20 protein-coding genes and 1 other annotated feature are annotated in these 21,288 nt (G+C 34.0%); of the genes, 4 read left to right on the top strand and 16 right to left on the bottom strand.

The genetic code is table 11. The features are described 5' to 3' along the window. Window positions 1-179 precede the first annotated feature (179 nt). The 7 genes from BK137_RS17165 to BK137_RS17135 all read right to left on the bottom strand — a co-directional run bounded on the left by BK137_RS17165 (window position 180) and on the right by BK137_RS17135 (window position 6,557). Window positions 180-641, bottom strand: a complete 462-nt coding sequence (locus BK137_RS17165; protein ID WP_038182675.1) for a DinB family protein — start codon at window positions 639-641, stop codon at window positions 180-182. A gap of 199 nt (window positions 642-840) precedes the next feature. After that, window positions 841-1,704, bottom strand: a complete 864-nt coding sequence (locus BK137_RS17160) for an AraC family transcriptional regulator (RefSeq protein ID WP_038182678.1) — start codon at window positions 1,702-1,704, stop codon at window positions 841-843. A gap of 113 nt (window positions 1,705-1,817) precedes the next feature. After that, entirely contained in the window at window positions 1,818-2,675 is an 858-nt protein-coding gene (locus BK137_RS17155; protein ID WP_038183204.1) for a hypothetical protein, read from the bottom strand. 48 nt (window positions 2,676-2,723) lie between these two features. Further along, window positions 2,724-3,317, bottom strand: a complete 594-nt coding sequence (locus BK137_RS17150) for a hypothetical protein (RefSeq protein WP_038182682.1) — start codon at window positions 3,315-3,317, stop codon at window positions 2,724-2,726. Between the two features lie 60 nt (window positions 3,318-3,377). Further along, the gene (locus tag BK137_RS17145) at window positions 3,378-3,851 is read right to left on the bottom strand and encodes an NUDIX hydrolase (RefSeq protein WP_038182684.1); all 474 of its coding nucleotides are present in this window, start codon (window positions 3,849-3,851) and stop codon (window positions 3,378-3,380) included. Window positions 3,852-4,290: 439 nt separating this feature from the next. Beyond that, window positions 4,291-5,508, bottom strand: coding sequence for an MFS transporter (locus BK137_RS17140; protein WP_038182686.1), 1,218 nt, complete (start codon window positions 5,506-5,508; stop codon window positions 4,291-4,293). 164 nt (window positions 5,509-5,672) lie between these two features. After that, complete coding sequence (locus BK137_RS17135; protein ID WP_038182688.1) at window positions 5,673-6,557, bottom strand: phosphotransferase family protein; 885 nt, start codon at window positions 6,555-6,557, stop codon at window positions 5,673-5,675. Between the two features lie 651 nt (window positions 6,558-7,208). Here BK137_RS17135 and BK137_RS17130 point away from each other — a divergent pair. After that, a complete protein-coding gene (locus BK137_RS17130; RefSeq protein ID WP_038182689.1) occupies window positions 7,209-7,487 on the top strand; it encodes a hypothetical protein in 279 nt (92 codons plus the stop codon). 78 nt (window positions 7,488-7,565) lie between these two features. Here BK137_RS17130 and BK137_RS17125 read toward each other — a convergent pair whose 3' ends face one another. Further along, window positions 7,566-8,078 (bottom strand): GrpB family protein, encoded by a 513-nt coding sequence (locus BK137_RS17125; protein WP_038182690.1) that lies wholly within the window; start codon window positions 8,076-8,078, stop codon window positions 7,566-7,568. 236 nt (window positions 8,079-8,314) lie between these two features. Here BK137_RS17125 and BK137_RS17120 point away from each other — a divergent pair, with 236 nt between their 5' ends. Further along, entirely contained in the window at window positions 8,315-8,818 is a 504-nt protein-coding gene (locus BK137_RS17120) for a hypothetical protein (RefSeq protein ID WP_038182691.1), read from the top strand. A 67-nt stretch (window positions 8,819-8,885) separates the two neighbouring features. Here the strand turns inward: BK137_RS17120 and BK137_RS17115 are convergent, their stop codons facing one another. Together BK137_RS17115 and argS are read right to left on the bottom strand one after the other, a co-directional pair. Then, entirely contained in the window at window positions 8,886-9,536 is a 651-nt protein-coding gene (locus tag BK137_RS17115; protein WP_038182694.1) for an HAD family hydrolase, read from the bottom strand. Window positions 9,537-9,566: 30 nt separating this feature from the next. Continuing rightward, a complete protein-coding gene (gene argS / locus BK137_RS17110; protein ID WP_038182696.1) occupies window positions 9,567-11,249 on the bottom strand; it encodes an arginine--tRNA ligase in 1,683 nt (560 codons plus the stop codon). A gap of 107 nt (window positions 11,250-11,356) precedes the next feature. Beyond that, window positions 11,357-11,573, bottom strand: a binding site (T-box leader). Window positions 11,574-12,606: 1,033 nt separating this feature from the next. Between argS and BK137_RS17105 the strand changes: the two genes are divergently transcribed. Continuing rightward, window positions 12,607-13,884: an MFS transporter gene (locus BK137_RS17105; protein ID WP_038182698.1), complete on the top strand. Its 1,278-nt coding sequence runs from the start codon at window positions 12,607-12,609 to the stop codon at window positions 13,882-13,884. Window positions 13,885-14,170: 286 nt separating this feature from the next. On the opposite strand, the gene BK137_RS17100 is transcribed toward BK137_RS17105, so the two are convergent. From BK137_RS17100 to BK137_RS17075, 6 genes are all read right to left on the bottom strand, one after another. After that, complete coding sequence (locus BK137_RS17100) at window positions 14,171-14,740, bottom strand: GNAT family N-acetyltransferase (RefSeq protein ID WP_038182700.1); 570 nt, start codon at window positions 14,738-14,740, stop codon at window positions 14,171-14,173. A 9-nt stretch (window positions 14,741-14,749) separates the two neighbouring features. Then, window positions 14,750-15,268, bottom strand: a complete 519-nt coding sequence (locus BK137_RS17095) for a GrpB family protein (protein WP_038182703.1) — start codon at window positions 15,266-15,268, stop codon at window positions 14,750-14,752. 1,061 nt (window positions 15,269-16,329) lie between these two features. Then, window positions 16,330-16,518 (bottom strand): helix-hairpin-helix domain-containing protein, encoded by a 189-nt coding sequence (locus BK137_RS17090; RefSeq protein WP_038182708.1) that lies wholly within the window; start codon window positions 16,516-16,518, stop codon window positions 16,330-16,332. A 198-nt stretch (window positions 16,519-16,716) separates the two neighbouring features. Beyond that, window positions 16,717-17,292 (bottom strand): histidine phosphatase family protein, encoded by a 576-nt coding sequence (locus tag BK137_RS17085; RefSeq protein WP_038182714.1) that lies wholly within the window; start codon window positions 17,290-17,292, stop codon window positions 16,717-16,719. Between the two features lie 181 nt (window positions 17,293-17,473). Beyond that, entirely contained in the window at window positions 17,474-18,076 is a 603-nt protein-coding gene (locus tag BK137_RS17080) for a class I SAM-dependent methyltransferase (RefSeq protein WP_051448653.1), read from the bottom strand. A 237-nt stretch (window positions 18,077-18,313) separates the two neighbouring features. Further along, window positions 18,314-20,254 (bottom strand): GTP-binding protein, encoded by a 1,941-nt coding sequence (locus BK137_RS17075; RefSeq protein ID WP_038182716.1) that lies wholly within the window; start codon window positions 20,252-20,254, stop codon window positions 18,314-18,316. 270 nt (window positions 20,255-20,524) lie between these two features. On the opposite strand from BK137_RS17075, the gene BK137_RS17070 reads away from it, so the two are divergent. After that, on the top strand, window positions 20,525-21,265 hold the full coding sequence (locus BK137_RS17070; protein ID WP_038182718.1) for a GTP pyrophosphokinase: 741 nt from the start codon (window positions 20,525-20,527) through the stop codon (window positions 21,263-21,265). Window positions 21,266-21,288: the final 23 nt, after the last annotated feature.

Here is a 21,288-nt window from a genome sequence, read left to right as displayed (position 1 = left end):
ATACTCCCTCTTTGTTATAAATCCTTACTCATTCTAACAGAAAAGGGCCGTTATAACATAATTTTTTAATCTATTACGTCTTTTAAAATGGGTTTTAAGAACTAAAAAACACCCACTGCTATAAACTAACATCTAGAAACGCCAACCATACTAAAGTTAATAGAATTCAGCTGCAACTATTATTCAAATAACATCACAGCTTGTTCTTTCCCTAATAATGTTATGTACAAATGCAATTGCGCTCGGTGATGATTTAGATGAGCTAAAATCTCTAGTAACCACTCAAAATAGCTATAAGTTGTTCCCCAATACGATGTTACTGTATTAATAACATCAGGAATACTTTCATAATAACAAACTAATTCTTCATACCCCTCATTCAATTGCTCCAGCATTTCCTTTTTACTATTGACCGTATTAAGTTCATAAAATGCATTCATTTCCTCCATTGATGCTTGGCCAATTATTCGAAGATCTGCCTTGCATATAATGGCTAAATGGCTCACTAACTCCCCCACTGTACGCTTTTTTTCTATCGGCGCAATTTGAAAATCAGATTCATCAACTATTTCAATTAATGCTTTAATACTATTAATCGTAAATTGTATTTGATGGAATGTATTTCGTAAATATGTATTCATTTTATTCACTTCCATGATGAAATTATTTAATGCAGTCCAACTATTCCAACAAGTTTACCTTTATATCGAATCCCTGTATCCCATTATTACTAGCAGAATTGGTTATCCAAATTGGTATGATTCTCATCCTCATTAATAACAAAAACAGCAGAAATTTCACAGTTTCTGCTGTTAAATATTATTGTTGAAACTAACTTAATTACTTTAACGGAATCCAAATCTCAGAATACAAATCCGGACTGAATGGGTCATCGTCAGTGTATACTTCTAATTCTGGTGTACCTGCATGTTTATAATTATTTGATGGGAACCATTCTGAGAATATTTGTTTCCATGCTTTTGACATTGCATCAGGCATAGGTCCACGAACTTCGAATACACCCCATTTTGATGCAGGAATTTCTAACTTTGAATATCCTTCAGGTGTAGTACCCTCATGTTCTGTCGCTATCCAATAGTCGATTTTTTCTGCAGATTGAGTCTCTCTTTTATCTACACATACACCTAGAACACCTGTAATTTCTCCGTTGTTCAACTTAAATAGTTCCTGATCAGTTCCTTTTGCATTGATTTCATCCCAAAATACAGGGATGCCTTTAAGATTCTCATCATTCTTTAATGAAAATTCACGATTAATCCCTACAACTTGAAAGCTTTCTCGTTCAACAATTTTATATTCCATCGGTGTTGCTCCCTTCAGATTTACCTGGATAGCCAGGCGATTATAAGATTTCAGCTTTCCAATGTTCTTTCGTACATCACTAGGCGTTACACCGTGCTGTCTACGAAATGCTTTTGAAAAAGCCTCGGGAGTGTCATAGCCATATTTGTAGGCGACATCAATAATTTTGCAGTTAGAATTTGCTAACTCATGCGCAGCAAGAGTTAAACGCCTTCCTCGAAGATACTCTCCTATAGACGTATCGGTTAATATCGCAAAGGTTCTTTGAAAATGAAATTCCGATACATTCGCTTGCCTCGCAATATCCTCAATAGATATATTCTCCGTTAAATGATCTTCCATATAGTTGATTGCCTTCTGTAATGATTCAACCCACCCCATATCGCTCACTCCTTAATTGAATAATAACAATCTCAAATAACTAAATCCTGTCATTTTATGCTGAGATTAGACCGTATTCTATGTATTGTTTTACAAAACGTAACCTGGCACCCTCACCCCTGAAACGTAATCCACGTTGGACACGACTCATTAGGAAATAGCTCTAAAATTTCTAAAGCATATGGGCTTGTCGTATCGAATTCACCTATTAAAGCTTCATAACCATTTGTCTTTGCATATGTAATTTGGTTGTAGGTTAGTAGTTGAAGTAGAGGTAGATGCACTATTCGATCAACGCCACTCCACCCAATTTCCAATTCCGTTTCAACTTCTGTTTCGTGTAAAAATGAATAAGCGATAATGTTTTGATTTTCAGGATAACACATCAAAAAGCTACCTTCTAAAATGGCATCTTCATATAGTAGTTGCCATTCTTTTAGAGACAAATCTGCTACAGGATTTGCAAGATGCGTTTCTTCATAATTGCGCTTTACAAGTACTGTTAGTTGCTCCATCAGATGCTGATTATCTTTAATGTCTTTTAAAGTTTTCAATTCGTAATTGCTCTGATTCAATGTTTGAAAATGTTGGTCTAAATGTAATTTAGGCATGTATGTTTTTCTAATGATTTTCATATTAAATTGTTCAAACGTGTCCATTAATTTTCTTGACGTTTCCCATAAAGATGTTTGCAAAGGAAGCTCCAACACCTCTTTTTGTTTCACATATTGCAACAATTGATGCGCTACATTTTGAGAAGATGACGGGTTACTATAGACTCGAAAATACAAGCAATACGGATGCATTTTACTTTTCCAAGTAATTATTAGTCCTACTAATTTCTCTCCTTCATATGCCATATAAGCAAACTCATATTTTAGTTGTTCTAATATATGAACAAAGGGCTCTTCATAGTTATATTTCATCAAATCTTTCACTTCGTCTAACTGATTACCAGTGTACTTTTTCATGTTGAATTCCAAATGAATCCGCTCATTTCAATTTATTGTTTAGTGTAACTACTGCTTCCCACAAGCATAACAACGTTTATCTTTATCTGCTTGGCCATACATGCGTAGTTCCTTTTCAATCCCACAAGCTCGGCATTTCTCAAAATAGATTTGCGGTAGCTCTCCTGCTTCAGCCAATGGTACCCATTCCATTTCGTACAAACTTTTTGTCATACCAAAATCAATTAATACTAGATTCCTTTCAGCGTTTAAACCAAAGTTACTGCTATCTTTTAAATCAAAACTATCAAACCTTTGATCGAGTTCTCTTAAGAGTCCTCTCAATCTTGGGGACATTCTATTATCTTCAACTACGTTTAACTCATATGTCTGATTGTCTCTTAACTCTAAATTTTCGTAATAACGTTGTATACAAATATCCTCATTGACATAAACCATCTCCGCCAATAAATCTTCATTGTTTCGAGCTTTCATATATTCATATATTTCAATCTCATTCAATGATTGTTTGTACCCTATCGGATGTAAATGTACTTTTATGACAAACTCGTCCACACGGTATACCTTCCTTGATGACCCGATGCCGATACAGTTTTCTTCAATACAATAGGGTTGCCAATTTGAAATTATTCTGTTTACCATTTAATCATTCCTCACTGTCCGTTGAAATTCGAGAAAACTAGTACTCAACATATAAGTCTATTATTCGCTATATAACCTTGATAATAAGTTATATTCCGGATTTACTTCCCATGTTTCATACGGGACAAAAGATTTCGCTCTCATTGCATCGAGAGTGCGAGTTTTTTGTTGTGGGCGGGTTATATATTGATCAATATTAGATTCGTTTAGCTGAATATATTTGGCTTCTTTAATTTCTTCTGGTTGAATTTTTATTTCCCCGCTTACATACTCTGCTTTAAAAACAACAGATAAAACATGCTTTGTAGCATTAAAATAGACACCTGTTATGCCAACAGGACGTATTTCAATGCCAGTCTCTTCTAAAAATTCTCTATAAACTGCCCTATCTAATGGCTCTCCTACTTCAACATTTCCACCTGGCATTTCCCACGTATCCGAACGCCAGTGAGTTCTAAGCAATAAAACCTCATTTCTCTCGTTCCTTATTAAAGCTGAAACCGAAATAGTCTGTTTTGGCGGTTCATACTCCAATTGAAATCACCTCAATGTATAGATAATCTAAACTCTTTTTTAATCTTCATAATAACTACTAATTCAATAGTTCATTGTTTTAGCCAGCTATTTCTTTATTTGACCTATAAGTCCTTTATTTTTTCGTAATCACTTTTATATATACATAGTTTATTTTAACCTAATATTTAGTTATTTAGATAGATATATGTAAAAATTTAAATAATAATTTTTGTTACTATAGAAATAGTGAAAAAGTAACAATGCTATGAGAAATAGTGATTGCATGATGTTTAGATGCAAGTTAATAGTTTTTAATGTTGGTGTAATCCCTACTATGTCTTATAAAATCAGTTTCCGTTAAAACAAAAAAACAGTTGTAAAATTAGCAACTGTTTTTGAACTACAATATGAAAAATAAAGTAAAATAACTCCCCTTATTAAGTTGTTTCTTCCTTTTTCAAAATATCTCCCGATCCACTTTTAATTCAAAGCCCTTTTTCCAAGAAAGAATCACGAATCCAGAAGCTACAATCAATAACCCACTAAGTATAATAAAACAATATATGATTAAATCTGAGGATATCATTTGGGTAAAGAGAGCAAGTAAGACGATCCTAAATAATAATCCAATTGAGCGGAATAAACTATCCACTCTTCCAATGATTTCATTAGGAATTTGGTCCATCAAGAAAGAGTTTCTAGCAACTCGAGCTCCACTATTTCCTACTGCTATAAAAAACATAAGCGATAAATATAAGGGTAGGTTCACAAGAACAATCAATGATATAGCAATGGTGTACGTAATAACACTGAGGATGATTGTCTTCTCATTTCCTATCTTTCTCGCGAGTACGGGTATGAACATCCCAGCAATAATTGCACCAATAGCATAAATCATACTTTCGATCCCATAAGCACTTGCTGATGCCTTTAATACATCTCTTAAATAAACAGGAAACAAATAGTTTGTGACCATCACACCAATAAAGGGCATTATAGAGAATAGTAAAAACAAGAACATAGTAGGACGAATCATCATATATCTTAATCCTTCACTAACTCTTTTTTTATCCGTTTTCTCCGTTTTATCAATTGGTTTCCCCATATAAGGAAGTTTCATATAAAAGTAGATAGCTGCCGCATATGATAGAACATCAAGTAACAAAATATAGTGCAAATCCCATTTCAATAATAAAATGCTCGCTAAAGCTCCCGCTATCATACTTGAAAGCTGACTCTGAACTTCCATCGTGCCATTTAAAGCTTTGTATTGATCCTTATTAAAAATCTCTTGATTTAAAGCAAACATAGTAGGAAAAAAGATTGTATAATATAAACTTCCTATCATATAAATAATCGTGTAATGCCATACCTCATAAGTTAAACCGATAAATCCTATTAATGTGAAGAGCGTTAATAATAGAAAGCATACGAATTCACTGATTAACAGTATTTTCTTTCGATTCATCTTGTCGACTAGGTTCCCTATAAACGGCGTAATAAGAAAGTTAATAATTGTCATACATATCGATATGTAACCAAATGCTGTATTGCCATTTTCACTAGTCACCAACATCCAAGGTATAGCGATCATCGTAATACCTGAACCAATTGAAGAAGCGATATTAGCAAAAATAATCAAACGAAAACGAGAATCATTATATAAATCCCTCATATTAAAGTACCCCTTTTATCTAGTGAGTTAAATCTAATACTCCCCAGCTATTTAGTACTTTTACTATAATGGAAAATTCCAATTTCAAATTCAATCATAAGTTCGAACTTCACCTCATCTAATTGACTGAAAATACAGAAATTACCGTAATGGTTTTGAAATAATTACACCATCGAATTCTTTAATATATTGACACTTTCATCATAAAAATCTTTATGTTTCACTATCCCTCTCCTACTACACCAAGCAATTGATCCAATAGCATCTAATAAGGAATAGAACGGAAGTATTCTGTCTAAATCAATGATTGGACGGATACTCTCATAACCCTGCATATAAGCATCACGAGTTCCAAGGTGATTACTCCAAATATCTCTATTTATTTTAGTAAAATCTATTTCCGTAGAACCTGCTCTTGCACTTTCGAAATCAATGATGCCGGCTACTCCGGTATCGTTGATTAATATATTGCCTGGACGAAAATCTAGATGAACTAAGCATGGCCCATCCGGCTTAGGTAATGACTTGAATAGCTCGTTGAATTTATTTTCACTTTTATCAATTAGCTCAATAGGTAAGATTGCTCCACATTGAACCAAATACTGATTAAATAAATTTTTTATATATAATCTCCAGTCATTTTTCTCAAGATATCGAAAGCCATTTTGTTCTTCATACCCATAGCTTTGGAAACTCACTTCATGAAGCTTTGCATGATTTAGGCCGATTTGATAAGCAAGCCGAGTATCAACTTTGCTTGTACAAGGTACACCCTTTATCTCTGAAAGTAGCAAAGCTCCACTATCCGCATCATCACCTACCCAATAATCTAACACACGAGGAACAGGCAAATCTGATTCTAGCTTTTTTAGAATTGTATATTCACGAAACAGTTTATCTTTTGTAAAAGGAATTTTAATATATACATTTTCATTATTTGACAGACCGAGCTTATACACCTCTGAACTAAAAGACTCCGGGACATTTTCTATAGATTTGACATTTAATTTGAAATGATCCATTACAGTTTGTAATTGTGTGCTCTGCATAAAATCCTCCTTTTGAATGTAGTACAGTTAAGATATATACAAATTTAAACAATATTTTAGTTCATATCTATTATATCTCAATTTGTTAATATATTGGTATGGATCGTTTTTGAGTGGCAATATTGTATGAAGTGGGATATGGGGTATTGGAGAGATTATTGGCGCTGCTTGCGGGCTCTTTGGCGCTTCTCGGGCTTTCTTTAGCTCTACTCGCGGGCTTTGGCGCTGCTCGCAGACTCTTTGGCGCTACTCACGCTTTCTTTAGCGTTACTCGCGGGCTTTGGCGCTGCTCGTGATCTTTTTGGCGCTACTCGCGGGCTTTTTGGCGCTTCTCGGACTCCCTTTAGCGCTACTTCCAGACTTTGGCGCTACTCAGGCTATTTTTAGCGCTGCTCGCGGGCTCTTTGGCGCTTCTCGGACTCCCTTTAGCGCTACCCGCGGGCTTTGGCGCTAATCGGTCTCTTTTAGCGTTACTCGCGTGCTCTTTGGCGCTGCTCGAACTCTTTTTAGCTCTGCTCAAGCTTCCTTTAAATCTACTCGAGAACCTCCCACAATGATATCTTTTCAACTTTGACTTTCTTATTTAAGATATGATAATTTTAAATAAGGTTAATTTTTCCATTAAAATGAATTTAGGGGGTCTCATCATATATGTCAACCGCTCAATTTTATGCTCTCATTATATTTGCCATAAGTTTAATTGGCGTATTTTTCATAAAACGAATGGGGAAGTACATTTATGCGTTTATACTATTCGAAATTGGAATAGTCCTTATTGTAGTAACTGGATTTCTTCCTATAGATAATTGGGGTAAGATGGGATATGGAATAATTGGTCTTTCTGTAATGGTTTTGGCAATCGTAGTGGTAATACTAATTGGAGTATTCACTTTGATACTTAGTTATTTCAAAAAAGGAACCTCATATTAATTGTGAAGAGATTTATTGCATAAAAATTTGGTGATTTTTATTTTCCGTTTTAGAACTAATTTCTTTAATTCTATAAAATTAGTTTTTTAGCTTGTTTAATATTGAACTAACGAAAGCTGTTTTATCTTCAGCGTACTTGTGCTTGTTACTTTTATTTGTTGTAGATAATTTTTGCTTAAGCCGCTCATATTGTATTCTTGTATTTTCATTGTTTCTTAAATAATCTCTAAAACCAATTTGTTCTAATAAATATTTATTTCCACTTTCATACATATGGATTTGATGGGTTCTCGGTTCACCTTTATTAAAGTAATGTCTATTGGGTAAAATATTTATCCCTTTATATGAGTACCCCAATGATTCTAAGGGAGGAACACAGATCTCACCATCTTGAAAATTTTTTATTTCAATCGCAATATCAATAATTGGCTTTGCACTTAAATGTTTAACCGCTGTACTCCCTATATGATGAACAGCTACAATTTGCTCACCAATTACCTCTTCAATCTTGCTTTTCTCCAATAAAAACTCCACTTCCCACACACTCGTCCAAGGAACTAAAAATACCACTCCCTTTGGTAATCCAAGCATTATAATACCTCCCTATATCATTTAAGTAAAACAGGTCATCAATCAATCTTATAACTATTTCTATAATTATGGAATTTTTTTGTATCTCTAATCTGTCTGTTTTCCCCTTTATAAAACAGACATTAATAATAGAATCCCCTTTTCTACAGGTATTCTTGAATATCTGTAGAATCTAATTATTAGATTTATTAATACTCTTATTTCAAAGAATCAAAAGTTCGATGAGGAGGGATTGGGTGAAGCAAGTAACGTTTTTGCTATTTATTTTTACATTGTTCTTATCAGGATGTGGATTAAAGAATAATACAAAAGATGTTATGCCTGAAGAAATGCCAAGTGACTTTGGTTTTTCAGTTAAGTTCGGTGTTGGTAAAAAGAATGAAGTCAATACTTTTGAAGGGATAGTTACAAAGGATTTAGTAGCTGATGGAACTGCAACAATAAATCTGCCGCTTACAATAGAAGAAAAGTCCAATATTTATAAAAAAATGAAAGAGATCAATATAATAAACATGAAAGAATTAGTCCCTAAAACTAAGTGTATGACAGAGCCCTATAGTGAAGATGAATGGAAAATCATCATTAGTGGTGAAACGATAACACCATATATTTCTGGAGCATATTGTGAAAAAGCCACTGATGAAAATAAACTGATTGATTTACGAAATTACATACGTAATATAGTTCAAAGCAAAGTTGAATATAAAAAACTCCCAAAAGCTACTGGTGGATATGAATAGTTAGTTGTCTTATAAACACACGAAAACGCTTGGAAGACTATCCAAGCGTATTTACGTGTTAAATATGTTAATTATTTAATATAGAGTCTAGTTCTTCTATATTATTTACAATATAAGTTGGTTCCTCTAATGCCAATTCCTCTTTACTACCGTACCCATAAAGGACACCAATATTGGCTATGCCTTCCTTCTTCGCCCCGATTAAATCATGCTTACGGTCACCAATCATAATGACTTCACTTTTATCTGGAGAAGATAGTTGTAAAAGTACTTCATGAATTACATCAGCCTTTGCAATTCTAGTACCATCTAAATTACTTCCTACTATTACTTCAAAATATTGATCCAGTTTAAAATGCTGCAAAATTTTCTCAGCAAAGATAGTTGGCTTAGATGTGGCAACAGCTAGTGTTTTTTCTTTTTTCTTTAAAGTTTCAAGAAGTGTTTCGATTCCTGGATAGACTTCATTTTCATATAAGCCGTGCTGTTGAAATCTTTCACGATAATAACCGATTGCCTCATTTACTTGTTGTTCAGTTAAATCGTAATAAGCCTGAAAAGACTCTTGCAAAGGTGGTCCTATGAAAAAATCTAATTTTGAATAATCGACTATTTCTATATTCAGCTTTTCTAATGCGTATGCGACACTTTTTGTAATTCCGACTTTTGGATCCGTTAATGTGCCATCTAAATCAAATAATATATATTGGTAATTCATTCGTTCCTCACCTCTGAATATTAGTATTAGCTACATCTCTTTCGGTGCCTGAATTCCTAATAAACGCAAACCTTCTTCAATCACGATAGCAACACAAGCACATAATGTTAGTTTCACCTGCATTGTAGCTTTGTCTTCTAGTATTCTTGTGTGGGCATAATACTTATTAAATGCTCTTGAAAGTTCGATTAAATACTTGGCAATTTGCGAAGGGTCCGCAAGTTCAAGTGCTTTTGCCACAACTTCAGGGAAACCTTTTAGTGAGATGACAACTGGCCAAGCCTCATCAGATAACCCCTCAAATTGGCTGACCTCAGTACTATACTGACCTTTTCGTAGAAGTGAGCAAATCCGTGCATACGTATATTGAACATAAGGACCTGTCTCCCCTTCAAAATTCAACATTTCTTCAAGCGAAAACTCAATATCATTCATACGATGATTTTTTAAATCGTGGAAGATTACTGCTCCTGTTCCTACCACTTTCGCTATCTCTTCTTTTTGCTTTAGGTTTGGATTTTTTTCCTCAATATTCTTGCCTGCTAATTGGATAGCCTCATTTAATACTTCTTCAAGTAATACAACTTTCCCCTTACGAGTAGACATTTTTTTGCCGTCTTTTAACATCATGCCAAACGGAATATGCTGTAACTCTTTTGCCCACTCATACCCCATTCTCTCTAGTACGTTAAATAACTGTTTAAAATGTAGAGATTGTTCATTTCCCACTACGTAAAATGATCTTGTTGAATTATAAGTTTCATTTCTATATAGGGCAGCAGCTAAATCACGGGTCGCATATAAAGTTGTGCCATCCGTTTTCTTAATCAAACATGGTGGCATATCTTCTAAATTTACAACCATTGCACCGTCCGATACTTCAAGAAGTCCCTGTTCAGCTAATAATTCAACAACTCTCTCCATTTTATCATTATAAAATGCTTCGCCCGCAAACGAATCGAAACGTATGCCAAGTAATGCATAGACCTGTTCAAATTCCTTTAGCGATGCTTCTCTAAACCATTGCCATAATTGCAGTGCTTCTTCATCACCCTGCTCTAACTTTTTAAATGCTGCACGTGCTTGATCATTCAATGAGTCATCTTGATCTGCTACTTCATGAAATTTGACATATATCTTCAGTAATTCACGTACTGGAGACTGCTCAATCAGCTCTTTATTCCCCCATAAATGATAAGCGACAATCAGCTTGCCAAATTGAGTACCCCAATCTCCTAAATGATTGATGCGTACTACTTCATAACCATTTTTCTCTGCAATATTAGCTACTGCATTACCGATAACTGTTGACCGTAAATGCCCCATTGAAAAAGGCTTTGCAATATTAGGGGATGAAAAATCAATCGTAATCGTTTGACCTTCTCCAAATTTTTGTTGTCCGTATGCAGATTGAGAGGAAACTATGCTAGATAATACACCTTTCGAGATTTCCGATTGCTTTAGAAAAACATTCACATATCCACCAACAGCTTCAACCTTTTCAATAATGTCATTGTTAACTTTTTCACTTATTTCTTTAGCTATTATATTTGGTGATTTGCGGAAAATTTTCGCTAATGCAAAGCAAGGAAAAGCATAATCACCTAAATGTGCATACTTTGGCTTTTCAATTGTTTGTTCAATATCACTCTTTGCTAATTGACCTTCTACTGCTTCAAATAATGTATTGATTATCAATTGTTTGTCTTCCATTCTATTTCCCCCTCAAATAATAAAAACATTGTTCGTTCCAAACAAAATTTCCGTTGATACTCTGCCGTAATGGTACAGAAAGCCATAAAAAAAGCCCCCGTCTCAAAACAAGAGACGAGAGCATAGATCCCGTGGTACCACTCTGGTTGCCACAATATGTGACCACTTTCAATTGTTAACGAGGTGACTCCCCGATCTTTTCTACTGCTATTTCAAAAAGTTTCTCCAAAGTGCGCTTCATTCATGTTCCATGTATTAGGCTCCCACCATCCCTAACTCGCTTGACATATCCTCATAAACTACTCTCTTTATCAAAGAATTTTTTTATTAAATTGTAACTATGGTATATTTAATTTGTAAATAAGTCAATGTTTGAGAAAAAAATATAACTAGAAATTTATTTTCACATAAAAATCCCAAACCAATTTTTGGTATAAATCAAAATTTTAATAAAAAATTCAACTGTTTGTCATAGAAATTTCAATTAGTACTTAGTCATAACACTTTGTTGTAAAATCACAAAAAACACACTCGAATTCCTCGAATTTCTCCACTTTAATATTCTTTCATTTTAGATGAGTATTTCCAAAAAATTTCCCTTCATGTTTGGCAATAGTCAAATCAATTACAACTATTTGATAAACTTTTTGTATAATACCTTCCTATTTATTAAATCTACAAAACTCCTATTTGTTACGTTCTTTCCTATATATAATAACAAGTCTTCATACGTTAATAATTCAAGTTGAACTGACCATCAACTTAAAGCAGATTAAACCTCTCTATCTTTTACTTTAGAAAAATTACATTCTTCCATTTTTCACATACCCATTAATTTAGCCAGCTAATATATAACCTAGTCATAATATCAACCATTAATTAACTAACTACAAATTCTATGAATTAAATGATGGTCTCATACAAACTCCTAAAAAATACAAGTCTGTTTTTCTTCAAAACTAAGAAATTCATATTATTGACACAAATATTTTAATCGTATACTATTGAGACGTAAAGTAACTTGAAGTCAAAAAGTTACCATGTTTAAACGGTTCAGGAGGTAGAACTAATTATTTAAGTTCATGAGTAATAGAGTTTCAAATCAAAGTAAAAATTAATTGGTCAAGAAGTACTCAAAATTACATAATCATTTTGGGTCCTTATAAATTATTTTACGAAGACAATTAGATCATGAAAATATTTAAAGGGTATTTTATTTTAACGCTTTCTATAAATCTCATTAAAGAGATTTTGGGGAATAGAGAGTAAAATTAGACAAGCTCAGGTATTTTTCCGAATAAGCAGTCTGATAAGGTAAGTATATAGGTTAAAAAAACAAGAAAAAGAGGTACAATACGTGAGCACAAATAAGAAAAAAATCCACTACGCATGGTGGTTATTATTAGGTTTATCTATTATGGTCGGTTTGGCTAAAGGCGGAATCATGACTGCAGGTGGATTATTTTTAACTCCAGTAACAGAAGATTTAGGTATTGGAATGGGAAGTCTAACACTTTACTTTAGTATTTCCTCTATAGTAACAATGATTTTCTTACCATTGGCTGGTAAGATCATTGCTAAGTATGATATTAGAACAGTTTTAGTAACAGCAATTATTTTACAAGCGGGTTCGTTCGCAATGTTTGGTTTAATGAATTCTGTTTGGGGTTGGTACTTATTCTGTATCCCTATGTCAATCGGTTCAATTTTTGTCACTCAAATCGCAGGCCCAGTATTAATCAACAACTGGTTTAAAAAACATAACGGTTTAGCAATTGGTATCATGGTTGCATCTGGTGGTATTTTCGGTGCTATCCTACAACCTATGGCTGGTAACTTAATCGCAAGTGAAGGTTGGAGAACGACTTACTTCATCTTAGGTGGAATTGTTATAGCAATCGTTGTGCCTATCGTATTATTAACAATTAGAATGTCTCCTAAACAAAAAGGTTTACAACCATTAGGTTTAGAAGTTGAAATTAATAAAAATGAAGATCCTTCTTCAGTTAAAGTTGAATCTAATACAAACACAGGTATTTCAGCTGCAATCGCTAAAAAATCAAGTGCATTTTATGCATTATTATTATTCTTCTTCTTTATTACTGCTATTAGTAGTTTTGGTCAACACGTTGCTCCTTTTGCAATGGGCTTAGGCTATGACGTTAAATTTGCTGGTGGTGCAATGGGCTTCTGGCAAGTGGGTGTACTGATCGGTGCATTAGCATTCGGTATTTTAAGTGATAAAATTGGTGCAAAAAACACAGCTATCTTCGCGATGTTATTAGGTTTAGTTCCAATCGCAATTCTATTAACTGTTCCTGACAATTCTACTATGTTCTCTTTAGCAATTGGAATTTATGGATTTGTTGTTGCATCACTTGGAACATTAGGACCGCTATTAACTACAGCTATCTTTGGTAACAAAGAATACGGTCAAATTTACGCTTCTGCAGTTATCGGTTTAGCAGTTGCTGGTATCGTTGCATTACCAGGTTATGGATATGTATTCCAATTAACTGGTAGCTATACTTTTGTACTTTACGCAATTGCCTTCATGCTAGTTATTAATGTAGTATTAATCATTATGGCATTTATCGGTAAAAAGAAACTAGTACAAGCTGGTCATTGGAAATAATCACTATGTATCTCCCTTAAAACATAAGTGAAATCTTCCCTTTAAATTAATTTTTCTTGATGAATTGTTTACTTCACCATTTCATCAATCTTACTAACGAATTTGAAAACAATAACTCACATTCTATTCACTCCGTTTCAAACACTTCTGAAACAAATAGAGAGAATAAATAGACCTTATTGAGCAATGTAAATTGAACACTTCTAAGTTGATACAAACAACTTAGAAGTGTTTTATTATATTACAATTAAGTTTAACTTTTAAATATAGGTAGATAAAATGGTTTTCAAATAATCTGTTCAAACTCTTCTCTCAAAATAGAATACATTTTTAAATCACGATGGGTGTCTTTAACTAATAGCCCTTTTCGAATTAGTCCTTCATAAGACATACCGACTTTCTCCATAACCCGAGCAGAACCTACATTCTCAATCAAACATTTCGCTTGAATTCGAACTAAATCCATTTCTTCGAAACCATATGCAATTACTGCTGTTGATGCTTCAGTAACAATGCCTCTCCCCCAATATACTTGTGAAATTGCATAACCGATTTCAGCTATTTGTTGTTTTGGCTGCCAAGATACAAAATCTATTGTTCCAATTAATGTACCTGTCTCTTTTTCTTCAATGCCCCAAAGAGCATATTGATCCAACTCGTATTTGTTTAATATCAATCGTATAAACTCTTCTGTATCCTCTAAACTTTCATGCTTAGTCCAAGTACAGTACCGTGCAACTTCCTCATTCGAACAATATGTATGCATATCGTATAAGTCATCAAGTGAGATTTTCCTTAAACTTAATCGATCTGTTTCTAAAATAGGTAGCTTGCTGTAGACATCCTCCATTTTCATTACATCACCTCATTTCAAGTTTTCATACCAACGTAACGCTTTTTGTTCTATTTCAATAGCAATAGTCGATTTCCCTTGTATATATGCCTCCATATTAAATGGATATTGTGATGCATTTGCTTGCTTTATTCGGCCATATTTTGTCGCTTCAGCAGGATGGTTTCTTAAATAATCTCGAAAAGCTAGATGTCTATTAATTCCTGCATGTCCTATTTCATAAAAGTGGATATGATGTGTGCGATTGTCATCACCTTTTGTAAAATATCGTCGTCCTTGGAGACCATTCTCCCCTTTAGCTACATAACCGATTTCTTCTAACTTCTCATTAAATTGATCAACTAGTTCAATATGATAAACTACTGGCATTATATCAATAATAGGTTTCGCAGGAAGGTTTTCAACGGACGTACTACCAATATGAAAGATATCATGAATCTCATCACGTAAAATATCTCTTATCATCTTTTGTTCTTTGTTGAATAATGCCACCCATTCTCGATCGTATTCTACCACTTCAACCTTTCTCATTTTTCACCTCTATTTTGTCAGTCTTTTAAATTCAGTATATTCAGTCTACTATAATCATAGCATATTTATTTAAACTATCTATCAAATTGCATTAACTTATGAACACCAGTATAAATGAATAAAATTAAAATCCCCAATACAATAAAAATAAATGTAATTCCGTTTTCCGGAATAAACTGCATACCCCAAATAAATAAACTAGCTATCATCCCACCAATTACACTCATCAAACCTAATATAGATAAATGCGTTCCCCTTAACTCCTCTGGAATCGATTTAGCTACTATGGATTGGGGAGTAGGCAAATACAGTAGTGTGACAAATGACAGTACCATTAATCATTTACAGACTACAATAATATGTAACTACCTAATGATACTCTAAAGGAATCATTACTAATAAAAATTGATTCTAAAGAATCGTTAAATCGCATAAACCTAGTATTATTACGATTTTACATGAATTAAATATCAGAAAATTATAATCATTAATACCTTTTTATATAGGAATTATTTATCGCAATTATTATAGTATTCTGTTAACGAGTCTTATTACTATGCCATCTTAGACTTTTTTGTATATAATGGAGAGACACCCACTTTTAGGTGTAAATAAAAAGATAAAGGAAGTGAAGGTTTATGATTACTTTACGCATTCACAAGGAGAATTCAGATTACGTGGTGAAACGGATCAGTAACCAAAATGCCGATCAATATTCTGTGCACTCTGCTGAGTCACTCTATGAAAGTTTGTTTCATTTAGGTCGCAAAATGCATATTAGTAACATCCATTTCAACATTCCACATGATTTAAAATCCAAATTAATATCTTTTCTATCCGTCGAATTTCCTGCCGAGCTTTACGATTATCATATTAAGATTATTGACTAAACCGTTACCTCATTGATTATATCCTCTAGAAGCGACAGTCAGTAACCATCTAGGTGCGATTTTAAATCGTTCCTGATGGTTCAATTATACATATTGTATCATCTTACCAAAATACCGACACAAGCCTTCTAGCGCCATGTCGGTATTATTTCTTATTAGCATTAGCTATCATTAATCTTTAAATTGCAGCCCCTTTTCTTGTAGAGCTCCTTTTAAGACTTCTATAGATTTAGGTCCCATACCATGAAGCACATTTAAAGTCTTTTCATCAACTGTTGTTAATTGCTCCAATGTCGTGATTCCTACGCTATTAAGTGCTCTTACCGCTGGCTTTGATACACCTTTTGGCCAGATCTGCATGTCTTCACCCCATCCGTTTATTTTAAGTTGCAGAAAATATTATTTACCACTCATATACTTCGACATCATTTGTCTTCACTTTACGATATCTATTTTTACACAGATGGTTATTATTAAAAAGTCACGATACGCTTTCCTGTATATCTTCATATCTAATCCCCTACACATAAAAATCCCTTACTTTTATCGGATAGTGCTTTAACAAATAACTGAAAACCAACCAGTTTCTTTTGGGAAATCATTTCGGGTAAGCATTTGCCCAGAAAGCATTTGTCGATAAGAAGTAATCGTACCGTCGTGTGACACTATATAAATTTTTTCTTTATGTAACTTTTTACAATCACTAATAAACTTTTCAGCAAGGTTTGTGAATTGCTGTTCTGTAAGGGTATTGATACCATCCGACCAGAGTTCGATTGGCGCCTTACTATCTACTTCAAAAGTTGGGTAATCCTGTTCAATAATTTCTAAATCCATTATCTTATCACAAGGCAATGTTTTCATACTTGAGTGAATGGGAAAGATTCTTGGAGATACTAATGGACTTACAATCTTACGAACATTTTTATTTTCACTCCAAATGAATACTGTTTCAAGCGTTCTTCTAAGCGGACTAATAATTATTACATCTTCATCTGTTAGCGGAAATTGATTTCTTAATAACATTGCCTGCTCTACTCCTGTAGAAGTTAGTGCTGGGTCTTCTATTTGCAAACTTTTAGGTACATCCAATGTATGTTCACCTTGGCCGTGACGAATAAATACCAACTCCATTTAACTCCTCCTATTCTATTGTTTAAACTTGTGATCAATCTTTTGATTTTACAATACCGAAAACTTTATTATCCAATTATTCAAAAATAATAGAAAGGCTTTTTTCTAAAATGGATTGGGGTATTCGCTTAGCCATTTAATACTTTTCTCTACTAGTAAATATTTCAAACGAAAAGCGATTTTAAATAGTTTTGAAACCTTCAGCACAAAGCCATTTAGCATTATTCTGCTCATAAAATTTTATTGAATTGAACCCCGTTTTAATAAACAATTGCTCCAATTCTTCTCTCGTTTTATAAGTTTGCATATGATAATTTATTTTGTATAATTCTGCAATAATTAGGAAGTGACCATCTTTTTTCAATACTCTAAATGCCTCTTTTACTCCCTTTTCTAGATCTGGCCAGAAGTAATGTGTTTGAAAAGCTGTTATTATATCAAATGTATTATTTGAAAATGGCATGTCAGTAACACTTGCTTGGAGGATATTTACTTTACCCTTTTCCACATCTTGTTTATTTGCTCTAATTGAATCTTTTACTGCTTGTTCGGAATAATCTATACCGACAATTTTTCCGGACGTATTCCGCTTAGACAATAATTGTATTGTTTTACCCCCTCCACATCCTATGTCCAATATTACTGCTGATTCTTTTACTTTTACCTTTTCTAAAGCCCATTGGTTCATGCTAGTGTGTGCAGAGTTCATAATTCTCAACATTATTGAACCTATGATTCCTCTTGGGTTCTTAGCTTGTTCTATCAATTGGTTTAGTAAGTTCATTTTTCTCCCCCATAATCTATTCATTTAAGAAAGAATAATTACTACAAATCGCCCTTGCTTGTAAATTCACTATTACTTATATTTGAATATTTTTTACTCCCAATTTTTAACTCGATAAATATTTTAACATATTTTACCTAACAATAAATAAAAAGCAGTGGGATTCCTATTAGAAACCCACTGCTTATATATATTTCTTCATACGTGGAAACCTTAAAAAAAGTATCCCTTAGCACTCTACAAACAATGCATCGCTGCCTTGGCTTCTTTCCAAGGAACAGAATACCCCTTCCCTTTGGCACAGAAAATCGAAGTAGAAGTATACTCTGGATCTGCATTCTTATCATAACCAATTTCTTCAATCACTTGTTCAGTATTATGGCATTGATCATAGCCAGCAAAGTTAAGTGTGAGTGCGCCTTTACCGTTTGTAAAAGCAGCAAAGCTTGTACTGTAGTTCATAAAAGTGGCAACTGGAACACGTCCTTTAATGACAACCTTGTCCCCTATGTTTTCAGGCGGATTAAAACGACCATGAGCCTGTTGAACATCAGACATTACACGTCCAATATGATCCATGTCTACTTTAATCTTAAAATCATAATACGGTTCAAGTAGAATATTTTCCGCTTGTTCCAAACCTTGTCGTAACGCTCTATGAGTGGCTTCTCTGAAATCACCACCGGATGTATGCTCGTTACTTCCACGCCCTGTTAGTAGGGTTATTAACACGTCTGTAACTGCAGAACCTGTTAGTAAGCCGTGATGGTTTCTTTCAAGTACATGTTGATGGATTAAATTTTGATTGCCGATAGATAAATGATCTGCATGACATTTATTCTTGAATGTAACACCTGAACCTCTTTCAGCTGGTTCGATTTGTAGATGCACCTCTGCATAATGTCGTAGAGGCTCGAAATGTCCATACCCAGTTACAGTTGCCCCAATCGTTTCTTTATACAAAATCTTCGGTTCACCAAATGACACTTTATATGAAAAACGCTCTCTAACAATCTGTTCTAGCACTTCAAGTTGAATAACCCCCATTACATGAACATGAATTTCTTGAAAATGCTCGTCCCAAAAGATATGGAGAGATGGATCTTCAGCATCCAAAATCTTAAAACAACGGAACATTTCTTTCACATGAATATTAGAGTCGAAAATGACTTTCGATTTTAATGTAGGAATGAGTTCAAAAACAGCTTTTTCTCTAAGCACACCAAGACCTTCTCCTATTTCTACACCACTTAGGCCCGTAACCGCGAAAAGTTCACCTGCTCGAACTTCATTGACTGTTGTGAATTTATTGCCATTGTACAAGCGGATTTGTGTGATCTTTTCTGAAGTTTCTCCGTACTTCACTTCGTCCCTTACTTGCAAATAACCACTTAAACATTTCATAAACGTCACTCGTTGATCATTATCATCATGTCGTATTTTATAAACCCGTGCAGCAAAATCAATGTCTTTACTATAAGAAGTCACCGTTAATTGATCTAATTTTAAGAAAAATTCCAGCACTCCGATATCCTTTAATGCCGAACCACTTGCTGAAGGGAAGATTTCGCCAGATGCAATAAGTTTTTTGAATGCTTCAAGCCATTTCGCATTGTCATAACCTGAATCCATATACTGTTCCAGCAGCTCTTCATCCCGCTCTGCTATAAATTCAATGAGCTCCTCTTGCATTTGTCCATCTTGGAAAACAGTTGTTATATCACAAACATTTTCTGTCAGATTCGATCGGATTTCATTCAATACTAATTCCGTATTGACCCCCTCTCTATCTGTTTTATTTAAAAAGAAAAAGGTAGGGATGTTGTGTTTACGTAATAATTGCCACACCGTTTCCGTATGTCCTTCCACACCATCAATTGCACTGATAATTAAAATTGCATAATCCATCACTTGAATAGCGCGTTCCATTTCAGGTGAAAAATCGACATGCCCTGGTGTGTCAATAATGGTATACGTATGATCGTTGTATGTAATAATGCCTTGCTCAGCAAAAACGGTAATGCCACGCTCTCGTTCAATGGCATGATTGTCTAAAAAGGCATCCTTGTGATCGACACGCCCCCTCTGGCGGATACTATTCGTATGAAACAGTAACTGCTCAGAAAAAGTAGTCTTGCCAGCATCTACATGGGCAAGTATCCCAATTGTTTTATACATATATGTTCCTCATTTCGTGTAGTACAGATGACTATATTATAGCATCGAATTGGGGAGTTTAAGCTAGATTAGAAGTGCTGATTGATTTATACGAAATACAATAGACACATAGAAGCTTTACTGTGCCTTTTTCGTTGAATACTTTTGAACTTCTATTACAATATTTACCTTTAAACGGTTTTTCTTAGGGATTCAACTGAAGCTAGTGTATGATATATACGGAAATAGATTGAACCATTTTATTTAATTTTGAAAGGTGTAGATTTTACAATGACACATTTAATAGAGCAACAAAATATGAAAGAACTTCGAGTAGAGCTAACTCGTTTTATGATGGCCTATAAATTTGCATTAGATGAAATCGGGACTAAGGTTCGTATTTTAAGAGAAGAATTCCGGTTAATACATGAATATAATCCAATCGAACATGTCAATACACGTATAAAATCACCAGAAAGTATTTTGAAAAAGATGCATAAAAAGAATATCCCTACAACATTGGAAGGTATCCGTGAAAACATGAGGGATATTGCGGGTATCCGAATTACATGCTCTTTTGTTTCTGATATTTACATCATTAGTGAAATGATTCAGGCTCAATCAGACATCGAAGTCATCGATGTAAAGGATTATATTCAAAATCCAAAGCCAAATGGCTATCAAAGTCTTCATGTCATTTTGAAGATTCCTGTTTTTATGTCCGATCGTGAAGAGCATGTGTACGTAGAAATGCAAATCCGTACGATTGCTATGGATTTCTGGGCAAGTTTGGAACATAAAATCTATTACAAGTACAACAAACAAGTTCCTGAACGACTAACAAATGAGTTAAGAGAAGCCGCTTTTACTGCAGCTGAACTAGATCGTAAAATGGAACGACTAAACAAAGAGATCAACATCCTAAAAGAAATCGAGCATGATGATCAGGATATTTTATCCTTAGACGATACAGTATCAACGAAAGCTATCATTCAAATGATGAAAAAGATTGCTTTGGATAGGCTAATATAATAAATTAAACAAAAAAAGCTGTT

This window comes from Viridibacillus arenosi, from assembly GCF_001955655.1.
In the GTDB taxonomy this organism is placed as follows: domain Bacteria; phylum Bacillota; class Bacilli; order Bacillales_A; family Planococcaceae; genus Viridibacillus; species Viridibacillus arenosi.
This window is presented reverse-complemented; position numbering and strand designations above follow the sequence as displayed.

What these genes read in the sequence shown, in the direction of transcription:
- BK137_RS17070 (WP_038182718.1), top strand. Translation starts at nt 20,525, where the DNA reads ATGACACATTTAATAGAGCAACAAAATATGAAAGAACTTCGAGTAGAG.
- BK137_RS17140 (WP_038182686.1), bottom strand. Translation starts at nt 5,508, where the DNA reads ATGAGGGATTTATATAATGATTCTCGTTTTCGTTTGATTATTTTTGCT.
- BK137_RS17095 (WP_038182703.1), bottom strand. Translation starts at nt 15,268, where the DNA reads ATGAGAAAGGTTGAAGTGGTAGAATACGATCGAGAATGGGTGGCATTA.
- BK137_RS17165 (WP_038182675.1), bottom strand. Translation starts at nt 641, where the DNA reads ATGAATACATATTTACGAAATACATTCCATCAAATACAATTTACGATT.
- BK137_RS17085 (WP_038182714.1), bottom strand. Translation starts at nt 17,292, where the DNA reads ATGGAGTTGGTATTTATTCGTCACGGCCAAGGTGAACATACATTGGAT.
- BK137_RS17135 (WP_038182688.1), bottom strand. Translation starts at nt 6,557, where the DNA reads ATGCAGAGCACACAATTACAAACTGTAATGGATCATTTCAAATTAAAT.
- BK137_RS17150 (WP_038182682.1), bottom strand. Translation starts at nt 3,317, where the DNA reads ATGGTAAACAGAATAATTTCAAATTGGCAACCCTATTGTATTGAAGAA.
- BK137_RS17080 (WP_051448653.1), bottom strand. Translation starts at nt 18,076, where the DNA reads ATGAACTTACTAAACCAATTGATAGAACAAGCTAAGAACCCAAGAGGA.
- BK137_RS17130 (WP_038182689.1), top strand. Translation starts at nt 7,209, where the DNA reads ATGTCAACCGCTCAATTTTATGCTCTCATTATATTTGCCATAAGTTTA.
- argS (WP_038182696.1), bottom strand. Translation starts at nt 11,249, where the DNA reads ATGGAAGACAAACAATTGATAATCAATACATTATTTGAAGCAGTAGAA.
- BK137_RS17155 (WP_038183204.1), bottom strand. Translation starts at nt 2,675, where the DNA reads ATGAAAAAGTACACTGGTAATCAGTTAGACGAAGTGAAAGATTTGATG.
- BK137_RS17160 (WP_038182678.1), bottom strand. Translation starts at nt 1,704, where the DNA reads ATGGGGTGGGTTGAATCATTACAGAAGGCAATCAACTATATGGAAGAT.
- BK137_RS17115 (WP_038182694.1), bottom strand. Translation starts at nt 9,536, where the DNA reads ATGAATTACCAATATATATTATTTGATTTAGATGGCACATTAACGGAT.
- BK137_RS17090 (WP_038182708.1), bottom strand. Translation starts at nt 16,518, where the DNA reads ATGCAGATCTGGCCAAAAGGTGTATCAAAGCCAGCGGTAAGAGCACTT.
- BK137_RS17125 (WP_038182690.1), bottom strand. Translation starts at nt 8,078, where the DNA reads ATGCTTGGATTACCAAAGGGAGTGGTATTTTTAGTTCCTTGGACGAGT.
- BK137_RS17075 (WP_038182716.1), bottom strand. Translation starts at nt 20,254, where the DNA reads ATGTATAAAACAATTGGGATACTTGCCCATGTAGATGCTGGCAAGACT.
- BK137_RS17100 (WP_038182700.1), bottom strand. Translation starts at nt 14,740, where the DNA reads ATGAAAATGGAGGATGTCTACAGCAAGCTACCTATTTTAGAAACAGAT.